General features: G+C 67.1%; 19 protein-coding genes. 5 read left to right on the top strand and 14 right to left on the bottom strand.

Annotated elements, in window-relative coordinates:
* Positions 1 to 29: 29 nt before the first annotated feature.
* The 3 genes from gltB to proS form a co-directional block, all read right to left on the bottom strand.
* Positions 30 to 4,586 carry a glutamate synthase large subunit gene (gltB, locus tag BMX07_RS15600; protein ID WP_090619261.1) on the bottom strand — a complete coding sequence of 1,519 codons (4,557 nt, stop codon included), beginning with the start codon at positions 4,584 to 4,586 and terminating at the stop codon, positions 30 to 32.
* Between the two features lie 553 nt (positions 4,587 to 5,139).
* Positions 5,140 to 5,658 (bottom strand): hypothetical protein, encoded by a 519-nt coding sequence (locus BMX07_RS15610; RefSeq protein WP_090619266.1) that lies wholly within the window; start codon positions 5,656 to 5,658, stop codon positions 5,140 to 5,142.
* A 141-nt stretch (positions 5,659 to 5,799) separates the two neighbouring features.
* Complete coding sequence (proS, locus tag BMX07_RS15615; protein WP_090619269.1) at positions 5,800 to 7,281, bottom strand: proline--tRNA ligase; 1,482 nt, start codon at positions 7,279 to 7,281, stop codon at positions 5,800 to 5,802.
* 179 nt (positions 7,282 to 7,460) lie between these two features.
* Between proS and BMX07_RS15620 the strand changes: the two genes are divergently transcribed.
* Positions 7,461 to 8,435, top strand: coding sequence for a quinone oxidoreductase family protein (locus BMX07_RS15620; RefSeq protein WP_090619272.1), 975 nt, complete (start codon positions 7,461 to 7,463; stop codon positions 8,433 to 8,435).
* A gap of 404 nt (positions 8,436 to 8,839) precedes the next feature.
* On the opposite strand, the gene BMX07_RS15625 is transcribed toward BMX07_RS15620, so the two are convergent.
* The 8 genes from BMX07_RS15625 to BMX07_RS15660 all read right to left on the bottom strand — a co-directional run bounded on the left by BMX07_RS15625 (position 8,840) and on the right by BMX07_RS15660 (position 18,221).
* Complete coding sequence (locus tag BMX07_RS15625) at positions 8,840 to 9,403, bottom strand: 8-oxo-dGTP diphosphatase (protein ID WP_090619275.1); 564 nt, start codon at positions 9,401 to 9,403, stop codon at positions 8,840 to 8,842.
* Between the two features lie 140 nt (positions 9,404 to 9,543).
* A complete protein-coding gene (gene speB, locus BMX07_RS15630; RefSeq protein WP_090619278.1) occupies positions 9,544 to 10,440 on the bottom strand; it encodes an agmatinase in 897 nt (298 codons plus the stop codon).
* The gene (locus BMX07_RS15635) at positions 10,440 to 10,814 is read right to left on the bottom strand and encodes a translation initiation factor IF-5A (protein WP_090619281.1); all 375 of its coding nucleotides are present in this window, start codon (positions 10,812 to 10,814) and stop codon (positions 10,440 to 10,442) included. Before BMX07_RS15635 ends, speB begins: the two co-directional genes overlap by 1 nt.
* A 196-nt stretch (positions 10,815 to 11,010) precedes the next feature.
* Positions 11,011 to 12,996 carry an AAA family ATPase gene (locus BMX07_RS15640; protein WP_090619284.1) on the bottom strand — a complete coding sequence of 662 codons (1,986 nt, stop codon included), beginning with the start codon at positions 12,994 to 12,996 and terminating at the stop codon, positions 11,011 to 11,013.
* Between the two features lie 190 nt (positions 12,997 to 13,186).
* The gene (locus tag BMX07_RS15645) at positions 13,187 to 14,275 is read right to left on the bottom strand and encodes an enolase-like domain-containing protein (protein ID WP_090619286.1); all 1,089 of its coding nucleotides are present in this window, start codon (positions 14,273 to 14,275) and stop codon (positions 13,187 to 13,189) included.
* Positions 14,276 to 14,350: 75 nt separating this feature from the next.
* Positions 14,351 to 16,024 carry an asparagine synthase-related protein gene (locus tag BMX07_RS15650; RefSeq protein ID WP_090619291.1) on the bottom strand — a complete coding sequence of 558 codons (1,674 nt, stop codon included), beginning with the start codon at positions 16,022 to 16,024 and terminating at the stop codon, positions 14,351 to 14,353.
* 87 nt (positions 16,025 to 16,111) lie between these two features.
* On the bottom strand, positions 16,112 to 17,782 hold the full coding sequence (locus tag BMX07_RS15655; protein WP_090619294.1) for an ABC1 kinase family protein: 1,671 nt from the start codon (positions 17,780 to 17,782) through the stop codon (positions 16,112 to 16,114).
* 76 nt (positions 17,783 to 17,858) lie between these two features.
* Positions 17,859 to 18,221: an Hsp20/alpha crystallin family protein gene (locus tag BMX07_RS15660; protein WP_090619296.1), complete on the bottom strand. Its 363-nt coding sequence runs from the start codon at positions 18,219 to 18,221 to the stop codon at positions 17,859 to 17,861.
* Between the two features lie 335 nt (positions 18,222 to 18,556).
* Here BMX07_RS15660 and BMX07_RS15670 point away from each other — a divergent pair, with 335 nt between their 5' ends.
* Positions 18,557 to 19,885, top strand: a complete 1,329-nt coding sequence (locus BMX07_RS15670; protein WP_090619950.1) for a molybdopterin molybdotransferase MoeA — start codon at positions 18,557 to 18,559, stop codon at positions 19,883 to 19,885.
* 7 nt (positions 19,886 to 19,892) lie between these two features.
* Here the strand turns inward: BMX07_RS15670 and BMX07_RS15675 are convergent, their stop codons facing one another.
* Together BMX07_RS15675 and BMX07_RS15680 are read right to left on the bottom strand one after the other, a co-directional pair.
* On the bottom strand, positions 19,893 to 20,531 hold the full coding sequence (locus BMX07_RS15675; RefSeq protein WP_090619303.1) for a DedA family protein: 639 nt from the start codon (positions 20,529 to 20,531) through the stop codon (positions 19,893 to 19,895).
* A gap of 123 nt (positions 20,532 to 20,654) precedes the next feature.
* Entirely contained in the window at positions 20,655 to 21,782 is a 1,128-nt protein-coding gene (locus tag BMX07_RS15680; protein ID WP_090619306.1) for a serine hydrolase domain-containing protein, read from the bottom strand.
* Positions 21,783 to 21,909: 127 nt separating this feature from the next.
* Between BMX07_RS15680 and BMX07_RS15685 the strand changes: the two genes are divergently transcribed.
* Positions 21,910 to 23,796: a molybdopterin biosynthesis protein gene (locus BMX07_RS15685; RefSeq protein ID WP_090619309.1), complete on the top strand. Its 1,887-nt coding sequence runs from the start codon at positions 21,910 to 21,912 to the stop codon at positions 23,794 to 23,796.
* A gap of 136 nt (positions 23,797 to 23,932) precedes the next feature.
* Here the strand turns inward: BMX07_RS15685 and BMX07_RS15690 are convergent, their stop codons facing one another.
* The gene (locus BMX07_RS15690; protein ID WP_090619312.1) at positions 23,933 to 24,160 is read right to left on the bottom strand and encodes a hypothetical protein; all 228 of its coding nucleotides are present in this window, start codon (positions 24,158 to 24,160) and stop codon (positions 23,933 to 23,935) included.
* Positions 24,161 to 24,466: 306 nt separating this feature from the next.
* Between BMX07_RS15690 and BMX07_RS15700 the strand changes: the two genes are divergently transcribed.
* Complete coding sequence (locus BMX07_RS15700) at positions 24,467 to 25,435, top strand: cobalamin-binding protein (protein ID WP_090619319.1); 969 nt, start codon at positions 24,467 to 24,469, stop codon at positions 25,433 to 25,435.
* On the top strand, positions 25,432 to 25,851 hold the full coding sequence (locus BMX07_RS15705; protein WP_090619322.1) for a desampylase: 420 nt from the start codon (positions 25,432 to 25,434) through the stop codon (positions 25,849 to 25,851). The genes BMX07_RS15700 and BMX07_RS15705 overlap by 4 nt, the downstream gene beginning before the upstream one ends.
* The last annotated feature ends 306 nt before the right edge of the window (positions 25,852 to 26,157 follow it).

The following is a 26,157-nucleotide window of genomic DNA, read 5'->3' on the forward strand; positions in this document are numbered from 1 at the left end:
ACTGGCAGCGAGAAAAGACGCGGCGCGAGTCAGTCGTCGCTGGCCGCGAAACTGGCCGATTCGGCTTCGGCCGCAGCCTCGGGTTCGCCGGGCAGTTCGTTCCGGACGTCGTCCGACCCTTGCTCGGTGATCGCCTCGTAGTAAGCATCGGGCATGACCTTCACGAAGGCCTCGAGCGCACGCTCCCAGTTGTCGAGCAGGTGTTGGCCCCGCTCGGAGCCGGTGTAGGCGACGTGGTTCTCGACGAGTCGGCGGAGCATCCGTTCGTCGCGCTCCTCTAAGTCCTCGTACAGCGAGACCATACCGGTGTTGGCCTTGGCCGCGAACTCCTCGTCGGGGTCGTAGACGTAGGCGACGCCGCCGGACATGCCGGCGGCGAAGTTCGTCCCGGTCTCGCCGAGGACGGCGACGACGCCGCCGGTCATGTACTCGCAGCCGTGGTCGCCGACGCCCTCGACGACGGCCTTGGCACCGGAGTTCCGGACGGCGAAGCGCTCGCCGGCGACGCCGTTGACGTACAGCTGGCCGTCGGTCGCGCCGTAGAGTGCGACGTTTCCGATCGAGACGTTCTCGGTCGGATCGTAGGCGGCGGCCTCGGGGGTGCGAATCGTGAGTTTGCCGCCCGAGAGTCCCTTGCCGACGTAGTCGTTGGCGCTGCCATCCAGGTGCATCGAGACGCCGCTGGCGAGGAACGCGCCGAAGCTCTGGCCGGCGGTGCCCGACGCGTCGACGGTGATCGTATCCTCGGGCAGCCCGGGTTCGCCGTAGCGGCTGGTGATGCGATTCGAGAGCATCGCGCCGACGGTGCGGTCGACGTTCGTCACTTCGGTCTCGATCGAGACCGGCTCCTGCTCCTCGATGGCGTCGGCCGCGGCCTCGATGAGGTCGCGATCGAGCTGCTCCTCGAGTTCGTGGTCCTGCTCGCGGATCTTGCGGCGGACGTCGCTACCGGGGTCAGCGAGGACGTCCGAGAGGTCGACGTTGCGGGCCTTCGGGTGGTCGACGTCGGTGCGCTGCTCGAGCACGTCGACCTGACCGATCATCTCGTCGACGGTTTCGAAGCCGAGTTCCGCCATGATCTCGCGCAGCTCCTGGGCGATGAACGTCATGTAGTTGATGACGTGTTCGGGCTCGCCGGGGAACCGCTTGCGCAGGTCCTCGCGCTGGGTAGCGACGCCGACCGGACAGGTGTTCTTGTGACACTGCCGGGCCATCACGCAGCCGCCGGTGACCAGCGAGGCGGTGCCGAAGACGTACTCCTCGGCACCGAGCAGGGCGGCGACGGCGACGTCGCGCCCGGTCTTCATCCCGCCGTCCGCCGAGACGCGGATGCGGTCGCGGAGGCCGGTCGCACAGAGCATCTGGTTGGCCTCGGCGAGGCCGAGCTCCCAGGGGAGGCCGGCGCTCTTGATCGAGGTGCGGGGCGAGGCCCCGGTGCCGCCGTCGTGGCCCGAGATGTGGACTACGTCCGCGTTCGCCTTCGCGACGCCGGCGGCGACCGTGCCGATGCCGGCCTCGGAGACGAGCTTGACGTTGATGTCGGCGGCCTCGTTGGCCGCTTTGAGATCGAAGATCAGCTGCTTGAGGTCCTCGATCGAGTAGATGTCGTGCAGCGGCGGCGGCGAGATGAGCCCCACGCCGGGGGTCGACTTGCGGACGTGGGCGATCATCTCGTTGACCTTCGAGCCGGGGAGGTGGCCGCCCTCGCCGGGCTTGGAGCCCTGGGCCATCTTGATCTGCAGTTCGTCGGCGCTCGAGAGATACGTCGAGGTCACCCCGAATCGACCCGACGCGACCTGCTTGACGTTACACTCGCGCTCGGTGTCGAACCGCTCGGGCGGTTCGCCGCCCTCGCCCGAGTTCGACTTCCCGCCGAGGCGGTTCATCGCGATCGAGTTGTTCTCGTGAGCCTCCGGCGAGAGCGATCCGAGGCTCATCGCCGCGGTGGAAAAGCGCTGGACGATGTCCTTGATCGGCTCAACCTCCTCGACCGGGATCGGGTCGCGGTCCGACTCGAACTCGAGCAGGCCGCGAAGCGTCTGGAGGTTCTGCTGCTGATCGTTGATCTGTTCGGCGAACTCCCCGTAGCGCTCGTAGTCGTTCGAGCGGACGGCCTGCTGGAGCGCGCCGACGGTGGCGGGATTCCACTGGTGGTGGATGCCGTCCGAGCGGTGTTCGAACTCGCCGTGGCGGTCGAGGGTCGACTCGTCGCCGTCGGCGTCGAAGGCCGTCGCGTGGCGCTCGCGGAGGTCGTCCTCGATTTCGGCGAGCCCGATCCCTTCGGTGCGGTTCTCGGTCCCCTCGAAGTACTCCGCGACGAGGTCCGAGTCGAGGCCGACGGCCTCGAAGATCTGCGCGCCCTGGTAGCTCTCGACCGTCGAGATCCCCATCTTGGCCATGATCTTCAGGAGTCCGTCCTCGATCGCGCCGACGTATGCGTCGATCGCGACCTCGGTGTCGGCACCGTCGGGGCCGGCGGTGATGTCCTCGATGGTCTGGTAGGCAAGGTACGGGTTGACCGCGCCTGCACCGTAGCCGACCAGCGTCGCGAAGTGGTGGACGGTGCGCGGATCGGCGGATTCCACGACGAGCCCGACGTGGTTGCGCAGCCCGTTTCGCACGAGGTGGTGGTGGACGCCGCCGGTCGCCAGCAGGCTCGGAATCGCGACGCGGTCCTCGTCGACGTTCCGATCCGAGAGGACGATGACGTCGCTGCCCGCTTCGATCGCGTCGACGGTATCCTCGCGGACGCGTTCGATCGCCGCCTCGAGATCGGCCCCGAGTTCGTCGCTCTCGGGCTCGTAGGTGATGTCGATCGTGGCGGCCGTGATGTCGTTTTTCGAACAATTCCGGACCGACTCGAGTTCGGCGTCCGTGAGAACGGGCGAATCGAGCACGAGCTGGCGGGCATGTTCGGGCGATTCGTCGAGCAGGTTCCGCTGGAATCCGAGTCGCGACTCCATCGAGGTGACCAGTTCCTCGCGGATGTAGTCCAGCGGCGGATTGGTGACCTGCGCGAACAGCTGTTTGAAATAGGAGAACAGCGGCCGGTTGTACTCGGTCAGCACCGACAGCGGCGTGTCGTCGCCCATCGAGCCGACGGGGTCTTTCCCCTTCTGGGTCATCGGCTCGATCAGGTTCTCGAGTTCGTCGTGGCTGTAGCCGAAGGCGGCCTGGTAGTCACGAAGGCCGTCGACGGTCCGCCGAGGGGTTCGGTCGTTGGTCGTCCGGATGTCGTCGAGGTGGACCTGTTCCTGCGCGACCCACTCGCCGTAACGGTCGTCGGTGAGGTCGTCGAAGACTTCGTCGTCGGGAATGACGCGCCCCTCGTTGGGGTCGGCGAGGAAGAGCTGGCCGGGCTTGAGCCGGCCCCGCTCCTCGATGTGCTCGGGGTCGGTCTCGAGCGCGCCGGCCTCGCTGGCCATGATCAGGCGGTTGTCGGTGGTCACGTCGTACCGGCAGGGGCGGAGTCCGTTGCGGTCGAGGACGGCACCGACGCGTTCGCCGTCGGTCGCCGCCACGAGCGCGGGGCCGTCCCACGGCTCGACGAGCGAGGCGTGGAAGTCGTACCAGTCTTTCCGATCGGGGTCCATCGCGTCGTCGCCGCGCCAGGCTTCCGGGACGAGCATCCGGAGCGCGTGTTCGAGGTCCCGCCCGTCCTGCATCAGGAGTTCGAGGGCGTTGTCGACGCTCGCCGTGTCCGACTGCTCGGGGTCGTCGATGATCGGCTTGACCGCCTCGAGATCCTCGAGCACGTCGCTCTCGATGTCGGTCTCGCGGGCGCGCATCCAGTTGATATTGCCCTGAATGGTGTTGAACTCGCCGTTGTGGATGATGTTTCGGTACGGATGGGCGAGGTGCCAGGCGCCGAGCGTGTTCGTCGAGAAGCGCTCGTGGACCATCGCGAACGTCGACGCCATGCGCTCGTCGGTGAGATCGGGATAGTAGGCGGGGACCTGAACCCCCTTCAGGAGCCCCTTGTAGACGATCGTCTTCGAGTCGAGGGAGACGACGTAGAACCGATCCTTGTTTTCGATGTCGGCGTCCTCGACGGCATTTTCGAGGGCGCGACGGGCGACGTAGAGGCGTCGGTCGAAGTCGTCGCCGGAGATCTCGTCGTCGGGAGCCACCGCGACCTGCCAGACGTCCGGCTCGGAGTCGACCGCCGTCTCGCCGAGGTCGTCGTTGTTTGTCGGGACGTCCCGCCACTCGAGGACGTCGAGGTCGTAGGTCGAGAAGGTCTCTTCGACGAGCGAAACGAGTTCCTCGCGTGCCGCCGCCTCCTGTGGGAGAAAGAGCGATCCGACGGCATAGGTTTCGGGCAGCGCGGCATCGAGAACGCTCTCGAAGAACGAATCGGGCGTCTGGAGCATGATCCCGGCCCCGTCGCCGGTGTTTTTCTCCGCACCGGTCGTCCCGCGGTGCTCGAGATTGACGAGTAGTTCGAGACCGTCGGCGACGACGTCGTGGCCCCCGTCCCCATCGAGGTCCATGACGACGCCGACGCCGCAGTTCGACCGCGCGTCCGCGGGGTCGGCGAGCCCCTGTGAACGCTCGGTGGATGACGCTCTATGTGGCTGTGACATACACACTCCTATCGGGAACACCTATATGAGGCTAACCCATTATGACTAAGCGTATTATTAACACATATGTATTAGTATAAGGTATGGGCGACGCCCTTAGTCAATCCGCCGACGGCCTCGTCGGCCGGCCGTTTCACGAACGGGTCGCTATCGAGAAGAGCGCCGAGTACGGAAGCAATCGAAACCCCGTCCGGAAAGTACCACTTCCCGGTCCAGGGAATGTCAGAGGCACGTAGTGTTCACCCACCAGAGTGAACACCACATACCCTCCCTCTCTCTCCCCCAATAAGGACTCTCGGGTTAAAGAGTTAGGTTCGAGTGTCAAAAGCACACACTATCAGGCGGAAAACACCCTCGAGGGAGCGCCGGAACCGACCGTACTGCTCGAGGCGGCCGCGGTTGCGGATCAGTACGACGTCGAGAAGGAGGCGATGTCGTCGGTGAGACTGCTACGGATCACAGACTCCGTGTCGCTGCCCTCGAGTCCTTTCGGGCTACTTCTTGGAACTATCAAACAGTACGTGACCGGCTGATTCCAACGCCAGATAGCGATTCAATAGCGACCTCTGACCCGACGTACTCCGAACTCGATCCCTGCGAGCAACAGCATGGCGACGAGAACGATGGGGAAGACGAGGCCGAAGTGAATGACGAGACTGTTACTCTCGTGGCTGACAGTGAACATCGCCCAGAAGGCGTTGTACGTGACTGCGAAGAGTCCGAGCGTTGGACTGACCGACAGCCCACGGCCGAACAACCACAGTGTCGGGAGTGCCTTTCCGGCCAACAGTAGCCAAAATGCGACGAGCGCCGCAAAAAATAGCAGCACATCGAGCGGACCGGCGAACTCGGCTATTAGATCATTCGAACCGGGATCAAGAAGCAACTGTCGGACGATCCACATACAAAAAAACAGCGTTCCCCCAAGGAGACAGCCAGCGAGGGCCGTTCGTCCGGACTCGGTCAATCGCGATCGAAAATAGTAGCCGAGGCCCGCTACGAGCACCCCGACGATGCCAGCTATCGTGAGGATCGTCTGTTCGTCTAAAAACAGCGCTGATGACGATTCCATTTATATAGTTGACAAATATTTTGAATGAGTAGAAGTCTTTTGATTCATATATTCGGGAGTGTGCACTCGGTTGGTCGCGTCGCAAAGTCGTTTAGAGAGGCGGCCTGGGAGGTAGTTACCCTCTGGTAGCTGGGGAACGGCTCAGTACGACTTCGCGAAGTAGGCGATTTCGTCGGCGGGATCGCCACAGACGCCGCACTCGTCGTGATCCGGCTCGGGAACCTCGGCGGCCGACGAGCCACCCTCGTCGATCAGGGGCTGCATGACGATTTCGGCGGCGATCTTCTCCTTGATGGCCTCCTCACAGGCCTCGTCGCCGCACCACGGCGTCTTCACGTAGCCGCCGTGTTTGCCGATCGTTCCCAGAATCTCCTCCGGGCTGTGGGCTTCGCGGACGTTGTTCTCGAGGGTCTCCTCGGCCGCCGCGTAGAGTTTGTCGAAGATCTCGTCGAGGTGGTCGTCGACGGCGTCGACGATCCCGTCGCGGTCCGCGACGGCTTCGGCGTTGTCCGGCCGGTGGACCAGCGTAGCCTCCTCGTCGTCGACCTCGTGGGGACCGATCTCGAGCCGCAGCGGGATTCCGTTGAGTTCGTGCTCGTTGAACTTGAAGCCGGGATTGCGCTCGTCGCGGTCGTCGAGTTCGACGCGGAAGCCGGCCTCCTCGAGGTCGTCGGCGATCCCCTCGGCGTACTCGAGGACGTCGTCTTTGGTGTCTTCCTGCCAGATCGGGACGACGACGACCTGCGTGGGCGCGACGGTCGGCGGGAGCACGAGCCCCTGATCGTCGGAGTGGGTCATGATGAGCGCCCCCAGTGCGCGCCACGAGAGTCCCCACGAGGTGGTGTACGCCGTCTGTTCTTCCTCGTCCTCGTCGGCGAAGGTGATGTCGAACGCCTCGGCGAAGCTCTGGCCGAGGTTGTGGCTAGTCGCCCCCTGGACGGACTTGCCGTCGGGCATCAGCGCCTCGACCGTCGTCGTGGTGTCGGCACCGGGGAACTTGTCGTGTTCGGGCTTCTTGCCGCGCAGCACCGGAATCGCCAGCACGTCCTCGTAGACGCGCTCGTACTGGCCGAGACGGGTCCAGACCTCCTCCCACGCACCCGCGTTACTCGCGTGGGCGGTGTGGCCCTCCTGCCACATGAACTCCTTCGTCCGGAAGAACGGCTTCGTCTCCGTGGCTTCCCACCGCACGACGGAACACCACTGGTTGAGTCGCATCGGCAGGTCGCGGTGGCTGCGCGTCCAGTCGGCCATGAAGGGGGTGATGATCGACTCGCTGGTCGGTCGCACCGCGAGGCGCTCCTCGAGTTCCTCGTGGCCGCCCTGCGTCACCCACGCGACCTCGGGGTCGAAGCCTTCGACGATGTCCTTTTCCCGCTCGAGGAAGCTCTCGGGGATGAACATCGGGAAGTAGACGTTGTCGACGCCGGTCTCCTTGAACCAGCCGTCGAGCGCGCCCTGAATGGCCTCCCAGAGGGCGTAGCCCCGCGGTTTCGTGACGATGAACCCGCCCATCGGGGCGTAGTCCGCGAGACCCGCTTTCTGGACGACCTCGGCGTACCACTCGCCGGGTTTGTGCGATTTCGACTCGGTGATTCCGAGTTCTTGACTCTCGTCGCTCATTGGTACGACATGCAGGCAGCGCGGGCTTAAACCATGCGAAGGACGGACGCTCGCGAGACCGTCGGGGGAGTCGCGTCGTTGCGGTTCGATGTCGCCGCCGGCCGTAAACTACAAACTGTAAATTCGTTTCCACCGGTTCTGACACATTTATGCGGATGAGCAGGTTATATACGGCCGACATGAAGGCCATAGAAATCGAGTCCTACGGAGAGAGCGACGAACTCTCGGTCGTCGACGTCCCGACGCCGGAGCCCGGTGCGGGCGAGGTTCGAATCGATATCGAAGCGGCCGGCATCAACTTCGCGGACATCATGCAGCGCCGGGGCCACTACCCGGACGGTCCCGAACCGACCTACGTCCCCGGCATGGAGGCCGCGGGAACGGTCGACGCGGTCGGCGACGGCGTCGAGGACCTCTCGGAGGGGGACCGCGTCGTCGCGATGCTCGACACCGGCGGCTACGCGGAGTTCGTCACCGCCGATGCGAACCTCCTCTTTCCCATCCCCGACGAGATGAGCTTCGAGGAGGCCGCCGGATTCCCCGTCCAGTTCCTCACCGCCCACGCCTGTCTCTTCGAGTGGGGCGGCCTCGAGGCGGACGAATCGGTCCTGATCCAGGCCGCGGCTGGCGGGGTCGGCACCGCCGCCGTCCAGCTGGCGTCGAACGCCGGGGCGGAGGTGTTCGGCACCGCGAGCACCGGCGAGAAGCTGGACCTCGCGAACTCGCTCGGCTGTGACCACGCGATCAACTACACCAACACGGACTTCCGCGAGGTCGTCGACGAGGAGACCGACGGCGAGGGCGTCGATCTCGTCCTCGAGAGCGTCGGCGACGACGTCTTCGAGCGCAGCCTCGACGCGATGGCCCACTTCGGGCGGATGGTCGCCTACGGCGTCGCCAGCGGCGTCCCCGCGGAGGTCAGCAACCAGCGGCTGCTCTTCGAGAACAAGACCGTCAAAGGGTTCCACCTCGGGCAGGCCTCCCTCCACGATCCGAGCAGAGTGATGAAGGCCGTCCCCGAACTGACCGACGGGTTCGCCAGCGGCGACCTCGAGGTCATCCTCGGCGAGTCGTTCGCGCTCGAGGACGCGGCCGAAGCCCACCAGTACATCGAGGACCGGAAGAGCTCCGGGAAGGTCCTGCTGAAGCCGTAAAACTGGTCCGGGTTCTTCGTTTTCCGTCGCTTTCATTTGGTGTAGCAGCGACACGTCGACGACGGCTTGTTCGAGGGACAACGCGTGGAACCGACGCCGCTCTTCGAGCGCCTCGAAATGAACCAGGCGCTGAGCGATGCCGACCGTGCGGTGCTTACGCTCGCTGTAGAGCGTAGTGCGGTCGCGGTAATGGATGAACGACACGGACGAGCCGTCGCCCGAACGGAAGGGGTTCAGACTCGTGGAACTGTGTTTCTCCTCCTTTCGCTGGCCAGAGACGGCCATATATCGCCTTCAGCGGCCCGAACGACGCTCGAGACGATTTGAATAACGGATAGTACTGCTCACCTGACCGCTACGCAAAGATCTCCGAGAAATTGGAGAGCATGCGGTAGGTCGATCGTTCAGTACGATCGCTTCTCGTCCTGATCGCCCTCGAGCGAGGCGTCCCACGCCATCTCGTGGTCGACGAAGTCGGCTTCGTCCAGCGGCGTTCCGCCCTCGAATCGAAACTCGCCGGCGACCGTCTTCCCCTCGAGCACGCCGGGGAGCCACAGTCGGTCGTCGTCCCACATCCGATCGTAGGGGACGTCGTCGACGGGGACCCACTCGGGGGCGGCCTCCTCGGAGGCCGTCGGCTCGCCCTCGAACGAGCGGGTCCGGTAGACGTGACAGAACGTGTGTGCCTCGCCGTCGAGCAGGAAACGGAGTTCGCCCGCCTTCTCGAGGTCCCGAACCTCGAGGCCGACCTCCTCGCGGGTCTCGCGGATCGCACACTCCCGCGGGGTCTCGCCGGGTTCGCACTTGCCGCCGGGACCGTTGTACCAGCCCTCGCCGAGGCCGCGGCGTTTCTCGATGAGGAGCACTTCGCGCCCGGTTTCGTCGTCGGTGGCGAGATCGGCGTCTGTGGCGGGATCAGCGCCGGTCTCCCCATCTCGGAGCGGGAAACACAGCGTCGCCTCGATCATATCTGCCGATTCGTTCGGAGTGTGAAAAACGTGTACTCTTGCTCGAGCAATCCACTCTTTCGAGAGACGCGAGTCGGCCGCCGCTGCGCACCGGTTTCGCGATTTCGCTCCGGAGAGACGCTGGCACCCGAATCGACGAATTAGTCACCGACGCCGTCGGCGTGCGAGAAGACGAACTCACGGACCAGTTTCGCGGCGAGCGCGGCCGCCTGGCCGTCGTCGCGGTCGTTGACCTCGACCACGTCGAAACCCCCCGCGTACGGGGCGACCGCGCGCACCACGTCGCGGAGTTCGCGGGACTCGAGGCCGAACGGCTCTTTGGTTCCGGTTCCGGGCGCGTACGCGGGATCGGCGGCGTCGACGTCGACGCTCAGATAGACCTCGCGGTCCGCGAACCGGTCGCCGGGCGTCCACTCGCCGACGTCCTCGGGCGGGACGACGGTCACGTCGTCGTCGGCTGCGCGCTCCCACTCGGCTTCGCTGCCGGTGCGAGCGCCGAGGATGATCGCCTCCGTGACGGAATCGACGTCCTCGAGGATTCGCCGCGTGACGGCGGCGTGTGAAAACGGCTCGCCGTCGTACGCGTCGTACAGATCGAGGTGGGCGTCGAGGCAGACGAACACGTCGGGTTCCACTGCGCGCACACCTGCGAGGGAGACGGTGTGTTCGCCGCCCAGCGTCAGCGGAACGGCGTCGTCCCAGACCGCCTCGCGCAGGGCGCTGGTGAGGTACTCGAGGTACGCGCCGACGTCGTTCCACGCGCGGACGTCGCCGCGGTCGGCGACGCCGAGTTCGGAGAAGTGCCGGCCCGTCCGGTGGTCGTAGTCGTCGAACGGTTCCGCAAAAGATCGAATCCGGCGGGGCCCGAAGCGGGTCCCCGGCTGAAAGGTCGTCGTGGCGTCCAGAGGCGCACCGACGACCACGAAGTTCGCGCCGCCGCGGTCGGCCGTCGGGCCTCGCGCGTCGGTGTCGCCTTCACGGTCGGCAGCAGCCGCCGCGTCGGTTCCCTCGCGTTCGTCGGTCGCCCCGGGAAACATCAGACGATCTTTCGCTGGTCTTCCATCTCGAGGTACTCGATGTTCTCGTCGGGGGAGACGTCGGCGTCCTCGGGAACTCGCATCGTGATGGTCTCGTAGGTCTCGAGGTCCATGACCTGCATGTCGTCGCCGTCGACGGAGACGACCTGCCCCTGTTTGCGTTCGATGATCGGGACCCAGATCTTCGCGTCGACGGGCTGGGAGAGCGAGCGCTTCTTGCCGTCGAAGACGCCTTCTGCCTCGACGCGGGCCTTGGCGCTGCCGTGCTTGCCCGGCTTGGCCGTCGAGTAGGCGTTGATTTTACACGGTGTGTCGTCGATCATGACGTAGCTGCCTTCCTGGAGGTCGCGAACCTCGGTCTGCTGTTTCGCCATGTCCCGGCGTAATCAATCGACGTGCATAAACCGTTTGGAATGCGCGCTGTGACGAGTTCAGCCGATAGCGCGGCGTCGCGGACGTCTCGACGGACCCCCGATCGCGCGAATAGCGCCCAGCCGACGGACCGAGCCACGGTCTCGGCGGCGAGTCGTCGACGAGCGGACCGCGGCGTCGGTGCGGTCCGAACGCCGGTCACCGAGGTCGGCCGCCCCCGTCGGGGGCGATACTCGAGGGCAGTCCGTCGAATTGCGGGCCGTCCCACCCCTCCAGCGTCGCCTCGACCGCGTCGGCCTCGGCGACGAGTCGCTCGGTCGTGATCTGTTCCTCGCGACGGACGGCTTCGCGACCGACTCGGCCGGCGAGATGGCGGACGTCGCGAATGCTGAACCCTTCCGTCGCGTCGGCTACCGTGGCGAGATCGACGTCCTCGGCGACGATCCCGCCCGGAAGTGCATCGTCGAGGACCGCGCCGCGAGTTCTGGCGTCCGGCGGTGGCACCTCGATCCGTTCGTCGAAGGTCCCGGCGTGGAGGACATCGATGTGAACGCGGTCGATCGCCCGTGCCGTCCCGACGACGAGCACGTCGTCCTCGAGCGTCGGCAGGAGGGTTTCCAGGCGCGTTGCGACCTGGCGAGTCGCCCTCGATCCGCCCGACGCGGGTGCGAGTTCGTCGAGATCGTCGAGGACCAGGACGCTCGGGGCGATCGACCGCGCGTCCTCGATGATTTCCGCCGCGCGATCGGCCGGATCGTCGACGGCCTCCCGGCGGAAGCGGTCCGGACTGATCTCGACGGTGGGACGGTCGAGTTCCGCGGCGATCGACCGGGCGAGCGTCGTCTTCCCCGCGTCGGGCGGGCCGTACAGCAACGCGCCGTCGACCGGCGTGACGCCGTAGCGCTCGTAGCCGTCGGCGTTGCGAATCGGATCGAAGACGCGGCGCTCGATCGCGGCCGTGAGATCGTCCATCCCCGGAAGGTCGTCGAAGGAGACTGGCTCCTCGGTCGACGACCGGCCGAGATCCTCGTCGAACCGATCCTCGTAGCGGTCGAGCCAGCCCGGGATACTGGTGTCGATCTCGTCGACCGCCTGGCGGAGATGCGACTGCCTGACCGACGTCTCGTCGGCGATCGCGTGGCGGATCGCGACGTCGGCGAGCACCGTCACGTCGCTCGAGGCGTAGCCGGCGGTCGCGTCCGCGATCGCTTCGAGGCTCACGTTGTCGGCGACCGGTGCGTCGGCCAGTTCGAGGTCAAGGATCTCCAGCCGCGCCCGACGATCCGGCGGCGGCACCTCGATCCGCTCGTCGAACCGGCCGGATCGCAGGATTGCGTCGTCGACGTCCTCGAGGTAGTTCGTCGCTGCGAAGACGACGATCTCCGAGTCGTCTTGCGTTTCGAGTTCGGTCAGCAGCTGGTTGACCATCTGCTGTTCGCTCGTGGCCATTCGCTCCGACCGGTCGCCGGCGATCGCGTCGATTTCGTCGATAAACACCAGACAGGGCTCGTTCTCGCGGGCGGCTTCGAACACCGTCGCGACGTTGTCGGCGGCCTCGCCGATGTACTTGCTCGTGACGTCGGTCGGCGTGACTTCGATGTAGTTGTACGCCGTTTCGGCTGCGACCGCGCTCGCAACGAAGGTCTTGCCACAGCCGGGCGGACCGTGAAAGAGGACGCCGTTGACGGCTCCGATCCCGTAGTGATCGTAGACGTCCGGTCGGGTCAACGGGTCGATGACCCGGTCGCGTATCGTCTCCGTCAGCGCGTCCATGCCGCCGACGTCGGAGAAGTCGTGACCGGGCGGGTCCGTATCGAGCTGGTCCGCGTCGAGTGCGGTGTCGTCCCCGTCACCTGCCTCCGAGCCGTCGTCCCCTCCCCCGCTCGGCGAGCCGCTCCCAACCGGCGCGACGTCCGTCCGTTCCGTGACGAACAGCCAGACGAGGGTCGCCGTCGGCGGTGCGAATACGAGCGCGAGGTCGCGGGTCACGACGAACCCCACGACGCCGACGACGTACGCCAGACCGAGCAACAGACGGTCGAGCTGGGTCGTCGCCATCCAGGACACCGTCCGAAGGACGACTGCGAGCGTTCCGAAGACGACCACTGCTGTCAGAAACGCGCTCGAGCCGGGGACGAACGCGCTCCAGCCGCCGGCTTGTGCGGGCGTCAGTAGCGAAACCATTAGCCAGTACGTGACACGAACTCAACAAAACGGTTCTGGTCTCTCCCGGACCCGCGAACGGAACGAGACCGGCGGGAGAGCCCGACTGGGACGGTCGGCTACTCTCGCAGTCGGGGCGACAGCCGGCTGACAGCGACCACCGGACCGCGACGGGGAACCGGCGGAAGCGAGGGCGGAATCGTCGCAATCGCTACCGAGACGGGTCCCACCGGAATCCGATCGACTCCGTCGGCGGTTCGAGCGGACTCCGGGGCAGTCCGTCTCCGACCGCGGGATCGTTGTACGCCCGCGGGGCGACGTCGTTGGGCCCGTCGGGGTAGCACAGCGACGCCAGCGTCTGGAGCTGCCCGCGGCCGACGCCGAGTTCGAACTGGCCGCCGCCGTACAGTCGAATGTCGCGGTCCCCGCAGTAGGCGATCGTCTCGAACAGCGACTCGAGCGACCCGAAGCGGGAAGGTTTGATGTTGAGCCAGTCGGGTTCCCACGGCAGCGCCTCGACGTCCGCGAGCCCGTGAATCGGGGCGTCCCACGAAACCCGGGCTCGAACGGCCGGCTCCTCGAACAGCGGCCGCGTCTCGTCGGTCAGCGCCGGGTCCTCGATCACGGCCTCGGGGAAGGCCTCGAGCACCCGCTCGTACAGGTCCGGATCGGCTGGCACGTCGACGTCCGTACCCTCGTACTGGCCCTTGAGGTCCAGAATCCGGACGGCATCGCGCCCGACAGTCTCGTCGATCCCGGCCACGAGGTCGTCGTCCCACGCCGGGATCGGGTCCAGTTTGAACTCGAGATTCGAGACCTGCCCGCGGAGCGACTCGAGTCGATCGGTCGTCGGCGGCTCGCCCAGTCGGGTGCTGGCGACGAACCGGACGGGATCGTAACTGCGACCCAATTCGCTTCCGAGGTCGGTATCGGACTGCCGGAGCGCGAGGTCCAGCGCGGCGCTCTCGAGTCCCCACCGACGATAGTTCCGGAAGACCTCGCGGTCGGGCGCACCGCCCGGGAAGAGATCGCAGTCGTCGAGCCGGTCCGAAAACGACTCGAGGGTGTACTCGCCGGTGAGGTCGGGCAGTCCAGTCTCCGCCAGCCGGTCGTGATCGGCGGTCTCGTAGGTGACGTCCTCGCCGCGTCCCGTGACCGGTGTGTCGCCCTCCGGAGCCGGCCCCGAAAGCGAGAATTCGGTCGTCACGCGAGTGAACTCGCTCGAGGTCTCGCGCTCTACGCGCTCGGTGGCGACCGCGTCGATCGTCAACGACAGGTCCGCGATCCGATCGTACTCCATACCGGTCGTTCGAGGCCCTCCCGGAAAGAGGCTTGGAGCCGGCTATTCGACCGGGTTCCCGCCGCCCACCGTCCGTCAGGCCGATCCGATGTCGGACCGGGACGCGCTCGAGGCGACCGACACGGTTCGCGTGTGCGAAACCGGCTCGAGGTCGTCGGCTCGCAGGACCCGATCGCGCCAGACGGCGTAGCCGGCCAGGTTCCACGCGAGGCCCGCGGAGCGGTCGACGAGGTCGCCCGGCACGTCCGGGGCGAACGCCGGAACGTCGTAGCGGTCGAAGACGTCCCCGAGCGGGCCCGACGTGAGGAACCGCTCGGCAGGGAAGTTCCCGTTCCCCTTCGGCTTGGACCGGTCGTAGTCGGGGTACCACTCGCCGAGGAGCGTCTTCGGGACGTGTTTCGACTCGCCGTCGCGGAGGTACCGCTCGGGCGAGGAGAGACCGAGCGCGAGTTCGGCGACGGCCTTGCCCGCGAACGGCGTGTACATCTCACAGCCCCGCGCGAGGCCGGCCTGACGCCAGACGGAGACGGCGTCCTCGCAGAAGAAATCGATCCACTGCCCGACGTGCATCTGACGGGCGTAGGGAGAGCCGCTCGCGTCGGGAACGCGGGCCATCGCGTACTCGTATCGCTCCCGCTGTCGCCGCTCGTAGCGCCGGCGACCGATCGCGTCGACGACCGACGGCACGTCCGTGTAAACCGCGAACTGGAGCGCCCGCCCGTCCGGTTCCGACGGATCGCGCCGGATCTCCGCGAGGATCTCGCGGTGTCGCCGCAGTTTCTCGGCGACCGGCGGAACGTATCGGAGGTGGCGCGTCCGCCACACCGTGTGTCCGGTCTCGAGCTGGCCGCTCAGCCCGAAGACGGCGTCCGCGACCTGCCCGCTGACGAGCGTCTCGCCGTCGTCGACCGCGCGATAGATGCCGTCGAACGTCGGCGTCTGGAGCTGGTGTGGCGGCATCCCCAGGGCGTCGACCGCCGCCTCGAGTCGCTCGAGGTACGACGACTCCGTCATCTCGACGATCTCCCGATCGGTCTCGACGAGGGCGTTCGCGCGGTCCGCGTACTCCCGCTCGAACGCCAGTTCGGGCGTATCGAACGAGCCGGTCACGCTCTCGGTCGGGTTCGACAGGTAGGGTTCGAGGACGGTCGAGTCGACGCCGCCGGAGAGCATGAGCGACGACTCGTCCGCGATCGGCGCACAGACCGCCGACAGCACCTCGTCCAGCCGGCGGTGCGCGCTCGCTGGCGACAGCCTCGTCTCGGGCTCGAGTGTCTCCGTCAGCTCCGTCCGGGGCGTCGTCTCGCCGGGCGTCCAGGTGAGCGTCTCGCCGTGGCCGAGGCGGTGGATTCGTTCCACGTAGGAGTCGATCGGCGTCGTCCGGTAGAGCAGGTGGTCTGCCATCGCCCGATCCGGCACCGTCCGGTCGGCGGGTTCGAGGCGAGCGAGCGCGTTCCGGAAGAGATCGGAGACGACCGGTTCGCCGCTCGAGTCGAGGCAGTAGAACACCTCGTAGGCCGACGTGATACCGCGGTGGGCGCGTATCGTCGGCTCGTCCGCGCGATCGGAGAGGACGACGACCGTTCCCTCGCCGGGCAGCGAGTCGTGGAGGGCTTTCACGTCCCGACCGGCGGCTCCGCGTTCGATCGCCGCGCGAAGCTCCCGCCGGTGGGTCCCACAGAGGATCCACCGTCGCCCGTCTCGGTCAACGACGTCGGCGTTCGGATTCGCGAGCAGTACTGTTGCCATCACCCGTCCGAACCGGCATCTCGGGCATTGTAATGGGACGACTACTCCGCTCGAGGTGACAGTCAGCCGATACTGAATGCCTCGCCGTCACTCTTTGCCCCGTCGCTGGCGCAGGTTCTGCCGCGTAAACTGCGGTCGCGCGCCGATCGATTTCGGCTTGCGGAACGAACGGTAGAGTTGAACCGTCACGATCACCGAAAAGATCGCCGCGACGATCGACGCTCTGGGGGCCTCGAGCGCGTACAGCACGCCCATCGAGAACAGCGACATGGTGAGCAGCATGCCGTAGACCAGTCGTTTGGCGAGTTTGTCGAAGACGTTCTCCTCGTCCTCGACACCGATGCGGACGAAGAGGTCGTCGCGGTCGAGTCGGTCCAGCGCTCGCTCGGCCTTGGGCGCGAGTCGGGTCAGCGATTCGCCCGTCCGGCGGAGCTGTTGGCCCGTCTCGTCGATGTACTGTCGGATGGACTCCTCGCGGTAGCCCTCCTCCGTCAGGTAGTCGGTCGCGGTCGAGATGAAGTCGAAGCCCTCGTCGAGGGTGACGCAGACCCCCTCGACGACGGTGGCGACCCGGAGGACGAGCGCGAGATTCTTCGGTAGCCGGAAGGGGAACACGTAGATCGAGTCCTCGATCTGCCCGACGATCTGGTTGACCCGGTACTGCTCGACGTCCTCGCCGCGGGCGTCCTGGATGGCGATCTCCATCACCTCGGCCATGACCCCCCGATCGGCGTCGGGGCTGAGCGTGCCGATCTCGATCAGGGCATCGAGGATCGCGTCGATGTCCTGGTTCGCGACGGCGATGTAGAAGTCGATGATCTTCTCCTGGACGAACGGATCGACCCGGCCGGACATCCCGAAGTCGTAGAAGACGATCTGCCCGTCGTCGGTCACCGCGAGGTTGCCCGGATGTGGATCCGCGTGGAAGACCCCGTCGTCCATAATCATCTGCAGGTAGGCTCGCTCCAGGTTCTCCGCGATCCGGGTCCGGTCGATCCCCTTCCGCTCGAGCGTCTCGAGATCGTTGATCTTCGTCCCCTCGATGTATTCCATCGTGAGCACGCGCGGCCCGGAGTGGCTCTCGATCACGTCGGGGATGCGAAAGCGGTCGTCACCCGCGAAGTTCGCGCGGATCTCGGCGAGCATCGCCGCTTCGCGCTCGTAGTCCATCTCCTCGCGGATCGTCTTCGAGAACTCCTCGGCGAGGTTCTCGAGCGAGAACGAACGGGCGTCGTCGACGAAGTACAGCAGGATCGGGAGCGACCACTTGACGACCCGCAGGTCGGCCCGAACGAGGGCCTCGATGTTCGGTCGGCGGATCTTCACCGCGACCTCGTGGCCTCCCGCACCGTCGGTGCGCGTCGCCGTCGGGTCGCCGTCGATGTGGGCCGCCTCGCGGGCGTCGGGCTCGACCCGCGCCCGATAGACCTGTCCGAGGCTCGCACCGCTGATCGGTTCGGTGTCGAATTCCGCGAACCGCTCGTCGACGGGGCCGAGTTCGTCCTCGAGGACTGCTTTCGCCTCGGGCCAGGGTGCCGGTGGGACCTCGTCCTGCAGCGCCGAGAGCACGTCGATGTACGCCGGCGGGAGCACGTCGGGACGGGTCGACAGCAGCTGGCCGAGTTTGATGAACGTCGGGCCGAGCGTCAGCAGCGACTCGAGCAGCACTTCGGCCCGGTGGCGGTGCGTCTCGGGGCCGACCTGCCGGGGGCGGCCGAACAGGAGAAAGCGCCGCCGGTCGCGGGCGTAGGCGAGCAACAGCGGGAGGAACTGCCACGCGACGATGAAGAACCGTTTGTAGGCGCGGAGTGAAGCCAGCCTCGGTCACCCCGTGTTAGGAGTCCTCGTCGACGATGTCGATCGTGGTCTCCCCGGCGGACCCGCGTTTCGGAAGCCGCAACTCGAGAACGCCGCGGTCGACCGTCGCCTCGGCGCGGGCGTCGGACGCATCGTCGGGCAGCGGGAGGTCGACATCGAGAAAGAGCGAGCGGTTCTCCTCCACGTAGTGATAGTCGTCGGTCGGCGCTTTCTCCCGGTGGGCGTCGATGGAGATGCGACTGTCTTCGATCGCGAGCTCGAGCGAGTCGGCCGAGACGCCGGGGACGTCGAGCACGAGCAGATAGGCGTCGTCGCTCTCGAGCAGATCGAAGAAGATGTCGTCGGAGAGGTCCCGCAACGCGTCGCGGAGCGCTGACATGGATACAGGTTCGAACGCCGATACGAAAAAGGCCGCGGTCGCGGCGAGTCGTCGACCGCGTGAAAGCGGACCGTTGACATCTCGGCGGCGGGTCGTTCCGGGGGGTCGCTCGGCGGAGACGGTTCCGGTTCGGACGACGGCGGACACGGAGCGCCGACGTTCCGTCTCGCCCCGATACGGCCCCTTCGAAGCAGCTACGCCGAACCGGTCGAACGACCTGCGGTGGCGTGCGCTGTCGGCCGTCTGAGCGGGTCCGACACGCCGAGTCGCCCGGAATCGAGCGGGCGGACGACGGGTCCCCCACGCTTTTGGCCTCCGGCGACTCGAGTCAGGGTATGGAAGGTGCCGACCGCGAGCGCACGGAGGCCGGGTTCAAGGTTCGGACGCCGGTCGACGAGGCGCGCCGGATTCTGCAGGAGGCAGTCGAGGGGAGCGGGGACGCCGACGCGGACGTCCCGTGTCGGACGGGGACCGAGACCGTCGACGTCGACCGCGCGGACGGCCGCGTCCTCGCCGCGCCGGTCACGTCGGCTCGAGACGTCCCCCACTACGAGCGGGCGGCGATGGACGGCTACGCCGTCCGGGCCGCGGACACGTTCGGCGCGAGCGATCGGTCCCCCGAAGTGTTGCGGATCGCGGAGCCGGCCGCCGCATCCGACGACAGCGACGAGCACGCCACCGCCGACGGCATCGACCCCGGGGCGGCCGCGCGGGTGCACACCGGCAGCGCGCTCCCCGAAGGTGCCGATGCCGTCGTCATGATCGAGCGCGTTACCGAACTCGAGGCGGCCGGCGAGCTCGAGGTCGAAGACGCCGTCGCGGCGGGCGAAAACGTCGCGCCAGTCGGCGAGGACGTCGTGGCGGGCCAGCAGCTCTACGACGCCGGCCACCGGCTCCGGCCGTCGGATCTGGGGCTCCTGCGATCGGCGGGCTACGGCCGCGTCGCGGTCGCACAGCAACCGACGGTCGGGGTAATCCCGACGGGCGAGGAGCTCGTCGAGGGCGACCCCGGCCCCGGCGAGGTGATCGAGACCAACGGGCTCACCGTCTCGCGGCTGGCCCAGCGCTGGGGCGCTCGCGCGACCTACCGCGACATCGTCACCGACGATCCCGAGTCGCTGCGGGTCGCCATCCAGCGGGATCTCACGAAGGACGTCGTCGTCACGACCGGCGGCTCCTCGGTCGGCGAGCGCGACCTCTTGCCCGAGGTGATCGACGACCTCGGCGAGGTGCTCGTCCACGGCGTCGGGCTCAAACCCGGCCACCCGGTCTGTCTGGGGATCGTCGAGGAGACGCCCGTGCTCGCGCTGCCCGGCTACCCCGTCGCGTGCATCGTCAACGCCGTCCAGTTCCTCCGCCCGGTCCTGCGCTGGCTCGAGGGGACGACCCCCGATCCGCATCCGTCCACGCGGGCCCGACTCGAGCGCAAGATCCCGAGCGAGCCCGGGACCCGGACGTTCGCGCGGGTAAAACTCGAGAAACGCGACGGGGGCGATCTCGGCCCCGACGAGCCCCGATACGAGGCGATCCCGACGCGAGCGAGCGGCTCCGGCGTGCTCTCGAGCGTCGCGCTGGCGGACGGCTGGGTCGTCGTCGACGACGACAGGGAGGGGATGCCGGCGGGCGAGACGGTCGCCGTGGCAGATTGGGAGCCGAACGCGTGAGCATGACCTAGGTTGTTCGTTCTCGCCGTCGAGACCGCGTCACGATCAGGAACCCCGTCAGGAGGGCGACGGCCGCGACCGCTGCGGTGAGAACCGGTCGGTCGGCGGCGACCGAACCCGCGGCCGCGAAGAGCGATCGCTGGCGGCCGTAGTAGACGACCGCGCCGACGGCCGCGTAAAACAGGAGGGTACCGGCCGCCGTGTAGACACCGAACCGGGCCGCCGGCATTCCGGCGAGCCCCGCTGGGATGGAGACGACGGACCGCAGCGCCGGCAGAAACCGGCCCCAGAAGACCGACGACTGCCCCCACCGGCGGAACCACCGCCGGCCGCGTTCGGCCGCCTCCTCGGAGACGTTGATCCGCTCCCGGAGCCGACCGAGCCCGCGCGATCCGGGTCCGCGGAACGCGTAGTACGGGACGTACGCGCCGACCGTTCCGCCGACGGTCGCCGCCGTGACGAAGACGACGAACGAGAGCGGGTCGACGATCAGCAGTGCGGCCGCGGCCGGAACGACGACCTCGCTCGGGAAGAACGGAAAGAGCATCGACGTCTCGAGGAACGTGAAAATGAGCAGCGCGAGCGGCCCGTACAGCCGGATGAATCGCACCGCGGCCGGGCCGAGATCGATGGCGAAGTCCACCATACCCGGAGTTGGGACAGACGACGTATCACGTTTCGGATGACGCGGTTGGCGGTTCGGAAGATGCGTCTCCGTTCCACACGACGCGTTCGACGGTGACCTCGACGGCGGCCGAGACCGCCACCGTCACCGAAGCGCCTGTCGAACCGCGTCGGCCAGCGCGTTCACGCGCGCGACGTGTTCGTAGGAGCCGTCGCGAACCCCGTTCGTCACGTAGGAAAAGCCGATGTTCTCCTCGGGGTCGGCCCAGCCGACGCTGCTCCCGAGACCGGCGTGTCCGAAGACGTATTCGGGGGAGAGCGACCCGTACGGCGCGACCGCCGTGCCGCCTTTCCAGAAGCCGAGCGCGAACCGGGCCTCCCGGCCGATCGTGCCGTCCGCATCCGTCTCGGCCTCGAGTCGGGTCATCCGTTCGACGGTCTCGGGCTCGAGGATCCGCGTGCCCTCGAGTTCGCCGCCGTTCGCGAGACAGGCGTAGAAGCGCGCCATGTCGCCCGCGGTGCCGAGTCCGTTGGCGGCGGGGATGACGGCGCGGTGGATCGCTTCGGAGTTGAACGGCGCCGCGACCTCGGTGTGATCGCCGAGCCCCTCCCCGGGGTCACGACAGCGGTCGAACTCCTCGAAGCCGACCAGCGTCGCGACGTCGTCGTCCTCGCCCTCCCGCAGGCCGATGCCGGTGTCGTCCAGTCCGAGCGGGTCGAACACGCGTTCGGCCGCGGCCGCCTCGATGGGCGTCCCGGAGACCCGGCGAACGAGTTCGCCGACCAGCCAGCCGAACGTGAGCGCGTGGTAGGCCGGGACCTCGCCCGGCGGGAAGTTCGGTTCCATCGCCTCGAGGTGCTCGACGACCGCGTCCCAGTCGCCCCACAGGTCGGGTCGGTCGTCGATCTCGCCCCGGTTGAGCCCCGCGGTGTGGCTGAGCACCTGCCGGACGGTGATCTCGGCCTTCTCGGTTCCCTCGTCCGCGAACTCGGGCCAGTGCTCGACCACCCGATCGTCGTAATCGAGTTTCCCCTCCTCGACCAGGGAGTGCAGTGTAACGCCGGCGTAGGGTTTCGTGCTCGAGAAGAGGACGTGACGCGTCTCCCGGGTCTCTTCCGCGCCGTCCGGCTCGCTGACGCCGCCGGCGAGGTCGATCACGGGCTCCCCGTCGACGTAGACGGCTAGCTGCGCCCCGTGGTGAAGCCCGGCTTCGAGGTGGCGGTCGAAGAGGTCGGCGATGCGCTCGCGGTCCGTCTCGGAAATCCGTGACATGGGTCGCACCTCTTCGGGCGGACGCTTAATCGTTGTCGTACGAGAACATCCCACAGACGGATCGAGGCGGCCCGCAGTCCGCGGCGAGTCGGCCGACGTTTTTATCCTCGGCACGCCAAGGACCGCTATGAACCGCAAGGAGTTTCGCGATCTCGCCTCGCCGGCGGCGGCACGCGAGGCGATCGACTCGCTGTCCCTCGAGGGTGGCGTCGAGCGCGTTCCGCTCGAGGCGGCGCGCGGCCGGGTGCTCGTCGCGCGACTCGACGCAGAACTCGACGTGCCGGGATTCGACCGGGCGAGTCTCGACGGCTACGCGCTCCGGGCGCGGGACACGTTCGGCGCGGACGAGGCCGATCCGGCTCGACTCGAGCTCGTCGGCGAGGTCCACGCCGGCGCGACACCGGACGTGGCGCTCGAGTCGGGAACGGCGGCGGAGATTTCGACCGGCGCGGTGATGCCCGACGGTGCCGATGCGATGGTGCCGGTGGAGCGAACTGATACGGACGCCGACGGCGACGACGTGCTGATCCGCACCTCGGTTGCCCCCGGTGACAACGTCATGTTCGCGGGTGCCGACGTGGCTGCGGGCGAGCGCGCGCTCGGTCCCGGAACCACGATCACGCCCCGGGATATCGGGCTGCTGTCGGCGCTGGGGATCGACGAGGTGCCGGTCCGAGCCAAGCCGCGCGTCGGCATCGTCTCGACGGGCGACGAACTCGTCCGACCGGGCGAGGACCTGCACAGCGAGCGCGGAGAGATCTACGACGTCAATAGCTACACCGTCGCCGCAGGGGTCGAAGACGCGGGCGGGGAGGCGGTCCTCTACCCTCACGCCGGCGACGATCAGGACGAGATGGAACGGATCCTCCGCGAGGCTGCCGACGAGTGCGACCTCGTGCTCTCGTCGGGGTCCACCAGCGCGAGCGCGGTCGACGTAATCTACCGCGTTATCGAGGAGCGAGGGGAGTTGTTGCTCCACGGCGTGAGCATCAAGCCGGGGAAGCCGATGTTGATCGGTCGATTGAACGACTCCGCCTACGTCGGGCTGCCCGGCTACCCCGTCTCCGCGATGATGGTTTTCCGAACCTTCGTCGCGCCGGCGATCCGCGAGGCGGCCGGCGTTCCCGAACCCGCGTCCGCGACGGTTTCCGGACGGCTCGCCCAGCAGGAACGCCACGAACAGGGTCGGCATCGGCTCATGCCCGTCGGTCTCGTGAAAGACGGCGACGGCGAGATGCTCGTCTACCCCGTCGACAAGGGCAGCGGCGCGACGACCAGCCTCGCCGACGCCGACGGCGTCGTGGAGGTCGGCCCGGAGACCGACTACCTCGAGGAAGGCGAACCCGTCACGGTCACGCTGTTCTCGCCGGACGTCCGGCCGCCGACGCTGTTCGGCGTCGGCGAGGACGATCCGACGTTCTCGCGAGTGCTCGACCGGCTCGAGAACCCGCGCTACCTCTCGGTCGGAACGCGGCCCGGCCTGCGACGGCTCCGGGACGGGGTCCCCGACGTGGCCGTCGCCGCAGGCCCGCTCGAGCGCGATTTCGAGGGCGCGACGGAACTCGACGGGTGGGAGCGCGAGTGGGGGCTGGTCGTCCGCGCCGGCAACCCGGACGAGATCGATGGACTCGAGGATCTGGTCGATCGCGATCTCCGGTTCGTCAACCGGACGACCGACTCCGGACTGCGCTCGAGCCTGGGCGCGGCGGTCGCCGAGTTCGCGGCCGAGCGAGGGACCGATCGCCACGAGATCGTCGACGCCGTCGACGGCTTCGATCTCGGACTGCGTGCCCACGAGAGCCCCGCCCGTAAGGTCATCGCGGGCGACGCCGACGCCGGTCTCGGCCTGCGCGAGACGGCCGACCGGCTCGATCTCGGGTTCGTCTCCCTCGGCGAGCAGCCGGTGCGCGTGCTCGCGAACGCCGATCGAACGGCGAAGGAGGGGGTCCGGGAACTCGAGGCGGCGCTTTCGGACGCGTCGACGGCGGAACGCGCTCCGGATCGGTCGGCGTAGTCGAACGACCGAGCGCCCCTGACCGCTCGATTTTTTGTCTTCTAATTGCGGTGCCGAGTTCTCAGTTGTTGGTAATACGATTTCTTTATTCAGACTGCACCGTGAATGTTTGTCGGGCGATTCTACCTTGTTTTCGTCACCAGAAGAAGTGCCTCGAACTCTCCAACACTTCTGATAGATCGGGTGCGTCCTCAGTATCGATCTCCTCCGTGTCGTAATCGATTGCTTGGAGCACGCGCTTCGCTGTGAACACCTTCACCTCCGCAAGATCGTGCTCCTCACCCAGTTCGTCCGACCGAATGATGTTCGCCACCACCCAGAGGTTGTAGAGGTGGACGGCAAAATTGAAGTAGAACAGCCGCATCTGCGTCCGTCGACCCTCCTCGTGTACGTACTCGTCGGCTTCCCCGCCGTCGTCGCTGTTATCTTTCTCCCGTCACTCGGCCCTCTGGGGCTGTTCGTATCCGCGTTTTTCGTCCTTCTCATCGTCGCGATTCGGTCGTGGAACGACGGCGACGAACGACCGCCCCGGACGAACTGTTCCGAATGCGGCGCGCCGAACGAGCCCGACAGAGTCCGGTGTACGTACTGCGATTCGCCGCTCGAATCCGTCCACGAGGACTGATCGTCGAGGCCGCCGTTTTTGGTCGCTCGCTCCCTACGAGCAACCATGCGAATCGTCACGACGCTCCCCTCGGCGACCGAGACCGTCGCCGCGCTGGGGCTCGAGCCGGTCGGCGTCTCCCACGAGTGCGACTATCCACCGAGCGCGGCCGCCGCGCCGTCGATCACCCGGTCGCGAATCGACGTCTCGGCCTCGAGCGGCAAGATCGACCGGCAGGTGCTCGAGACCGCCGACGCCGAGGGTGGGATCTACGACGTCGACGTCGCGACCCTCGACGACCTCGAGCCGGACGTGATCGTCACGCAGGGGATGTGTGACGTCTGCGCGGTCGACGTGGCCGCGATCGAAGACGCCGCAAACCGGATCGAGGGGGACCCCGAGATCGTGCCGACCGATCCCCACGGTGTCGCCGACGTGCTGGACGACCTCGAGCGGATCGGCCGCGCGGTCGGCCGCGAGCAGCGCGCTCGCGAGGTGCGGGCCGACCTCGAGTCGCGAATCGAGGCGATTCGGAACCGAACCGCCGGTTTCGACGCTGCGGACCGCCCGCGCGTGGCGATCTTCGACTGGACCGACCCCGTCATGATCGCGGGCCACTGGACGGCCGAACTCGTCGACTGGGCCGGCGGCGAGTACGGGCTTGCCGACGCCGGCGACCGCTCGCGACCGCGGGAGTGGGACGACATCCGCGCGTACGATCCCGAGGTCGTGATCGTCGCGCCCTGTGGCTTCGGCCTCGAGCAGATCGCGGAAAACAGGTCGGACCTCACCGATCGCGAGGGCTGGGACGAACTGTCGGCGGTGCGGGAGGGCCGCGTCTGGGCCATGGACGGCGACCACTACCTCAATCGGCCCGGTCCGCGGCTCGTCGACACGCTCGAGGCGCTCGCACCGATCGTCCGCCCCGATCGGTTCGACGGGCCGGACCCGGCGGTCGCGGTTCCGTTCGACGAACTCGAGGCGCTCGACTCCGCCGGTCCCGGGTCCCGACCCGCCGTCGACTCGAGCCCGTGATCGTCCTGCCGACCGCCGTCCGCAAGGCGATCCTCGAACGCGCCCGCGAGGGCAGTCCCGAGGAGATCTGTGGGGTCCTCGGCGGCGAATACGAGCCCGACGGGCGGAGCCGCGTGCGGTCGCAGTATCCGGCCGAAAACGTCGCCGAGACCCCGCGGACGCGGTACGAGATCGACCCCGAGCAGCAGCTGACGATCTTCGAGCGACTCGAGGACCGCGGCGAGGAAATCGTCGGCTTCTATCACTCCCACCCCCGCGGCCCGCCGCGGCCGAGCGCGACCGACGCTGCGCGGGCGACCTGGCCCGATCGGTCGTACGTTATCGTCTCGCTCGAGCCGCTCGAGGTGGGGTCGTGGCGGTGGCGGGCGGAGTCCACCGACGGACGATTCGAGCGGGAACGGATCGTCGACGACTGATGCCCAACGGGTCTAATTCGTCGAATACAAGAAAGGCATTATATATTTAGAATGACGCATGAATATTAGTACCATTGACAATTCTGTATAGCCATTATCACCCACACGTAGGAACAAACTGCCGGCCAGTCAGAATATCTAGCCAGTCGTATTTGCTATAGTAGTCGTTAGAAGTCATAGCACTACCGCTCGCGAATTAGCGGCCAGCACCGTTCGTGTTAGCCACTCGAGTGCGAGCGGTGAGTGAATCGTTTCAACGACTTCTGTGGTGCTTTTCTACTGAGAGAGGATTCCACCACGAGGACT

This window comes from Natrinema salaciae (assembly GCF_900110865.1).
In the GTDB taxonomy this organism is placed as follows: Archaea; Halobacteriota; Halobacteria; order Halobacteriales; family Natrialbaceae; genus Natrinema; species Natrinema salaciae.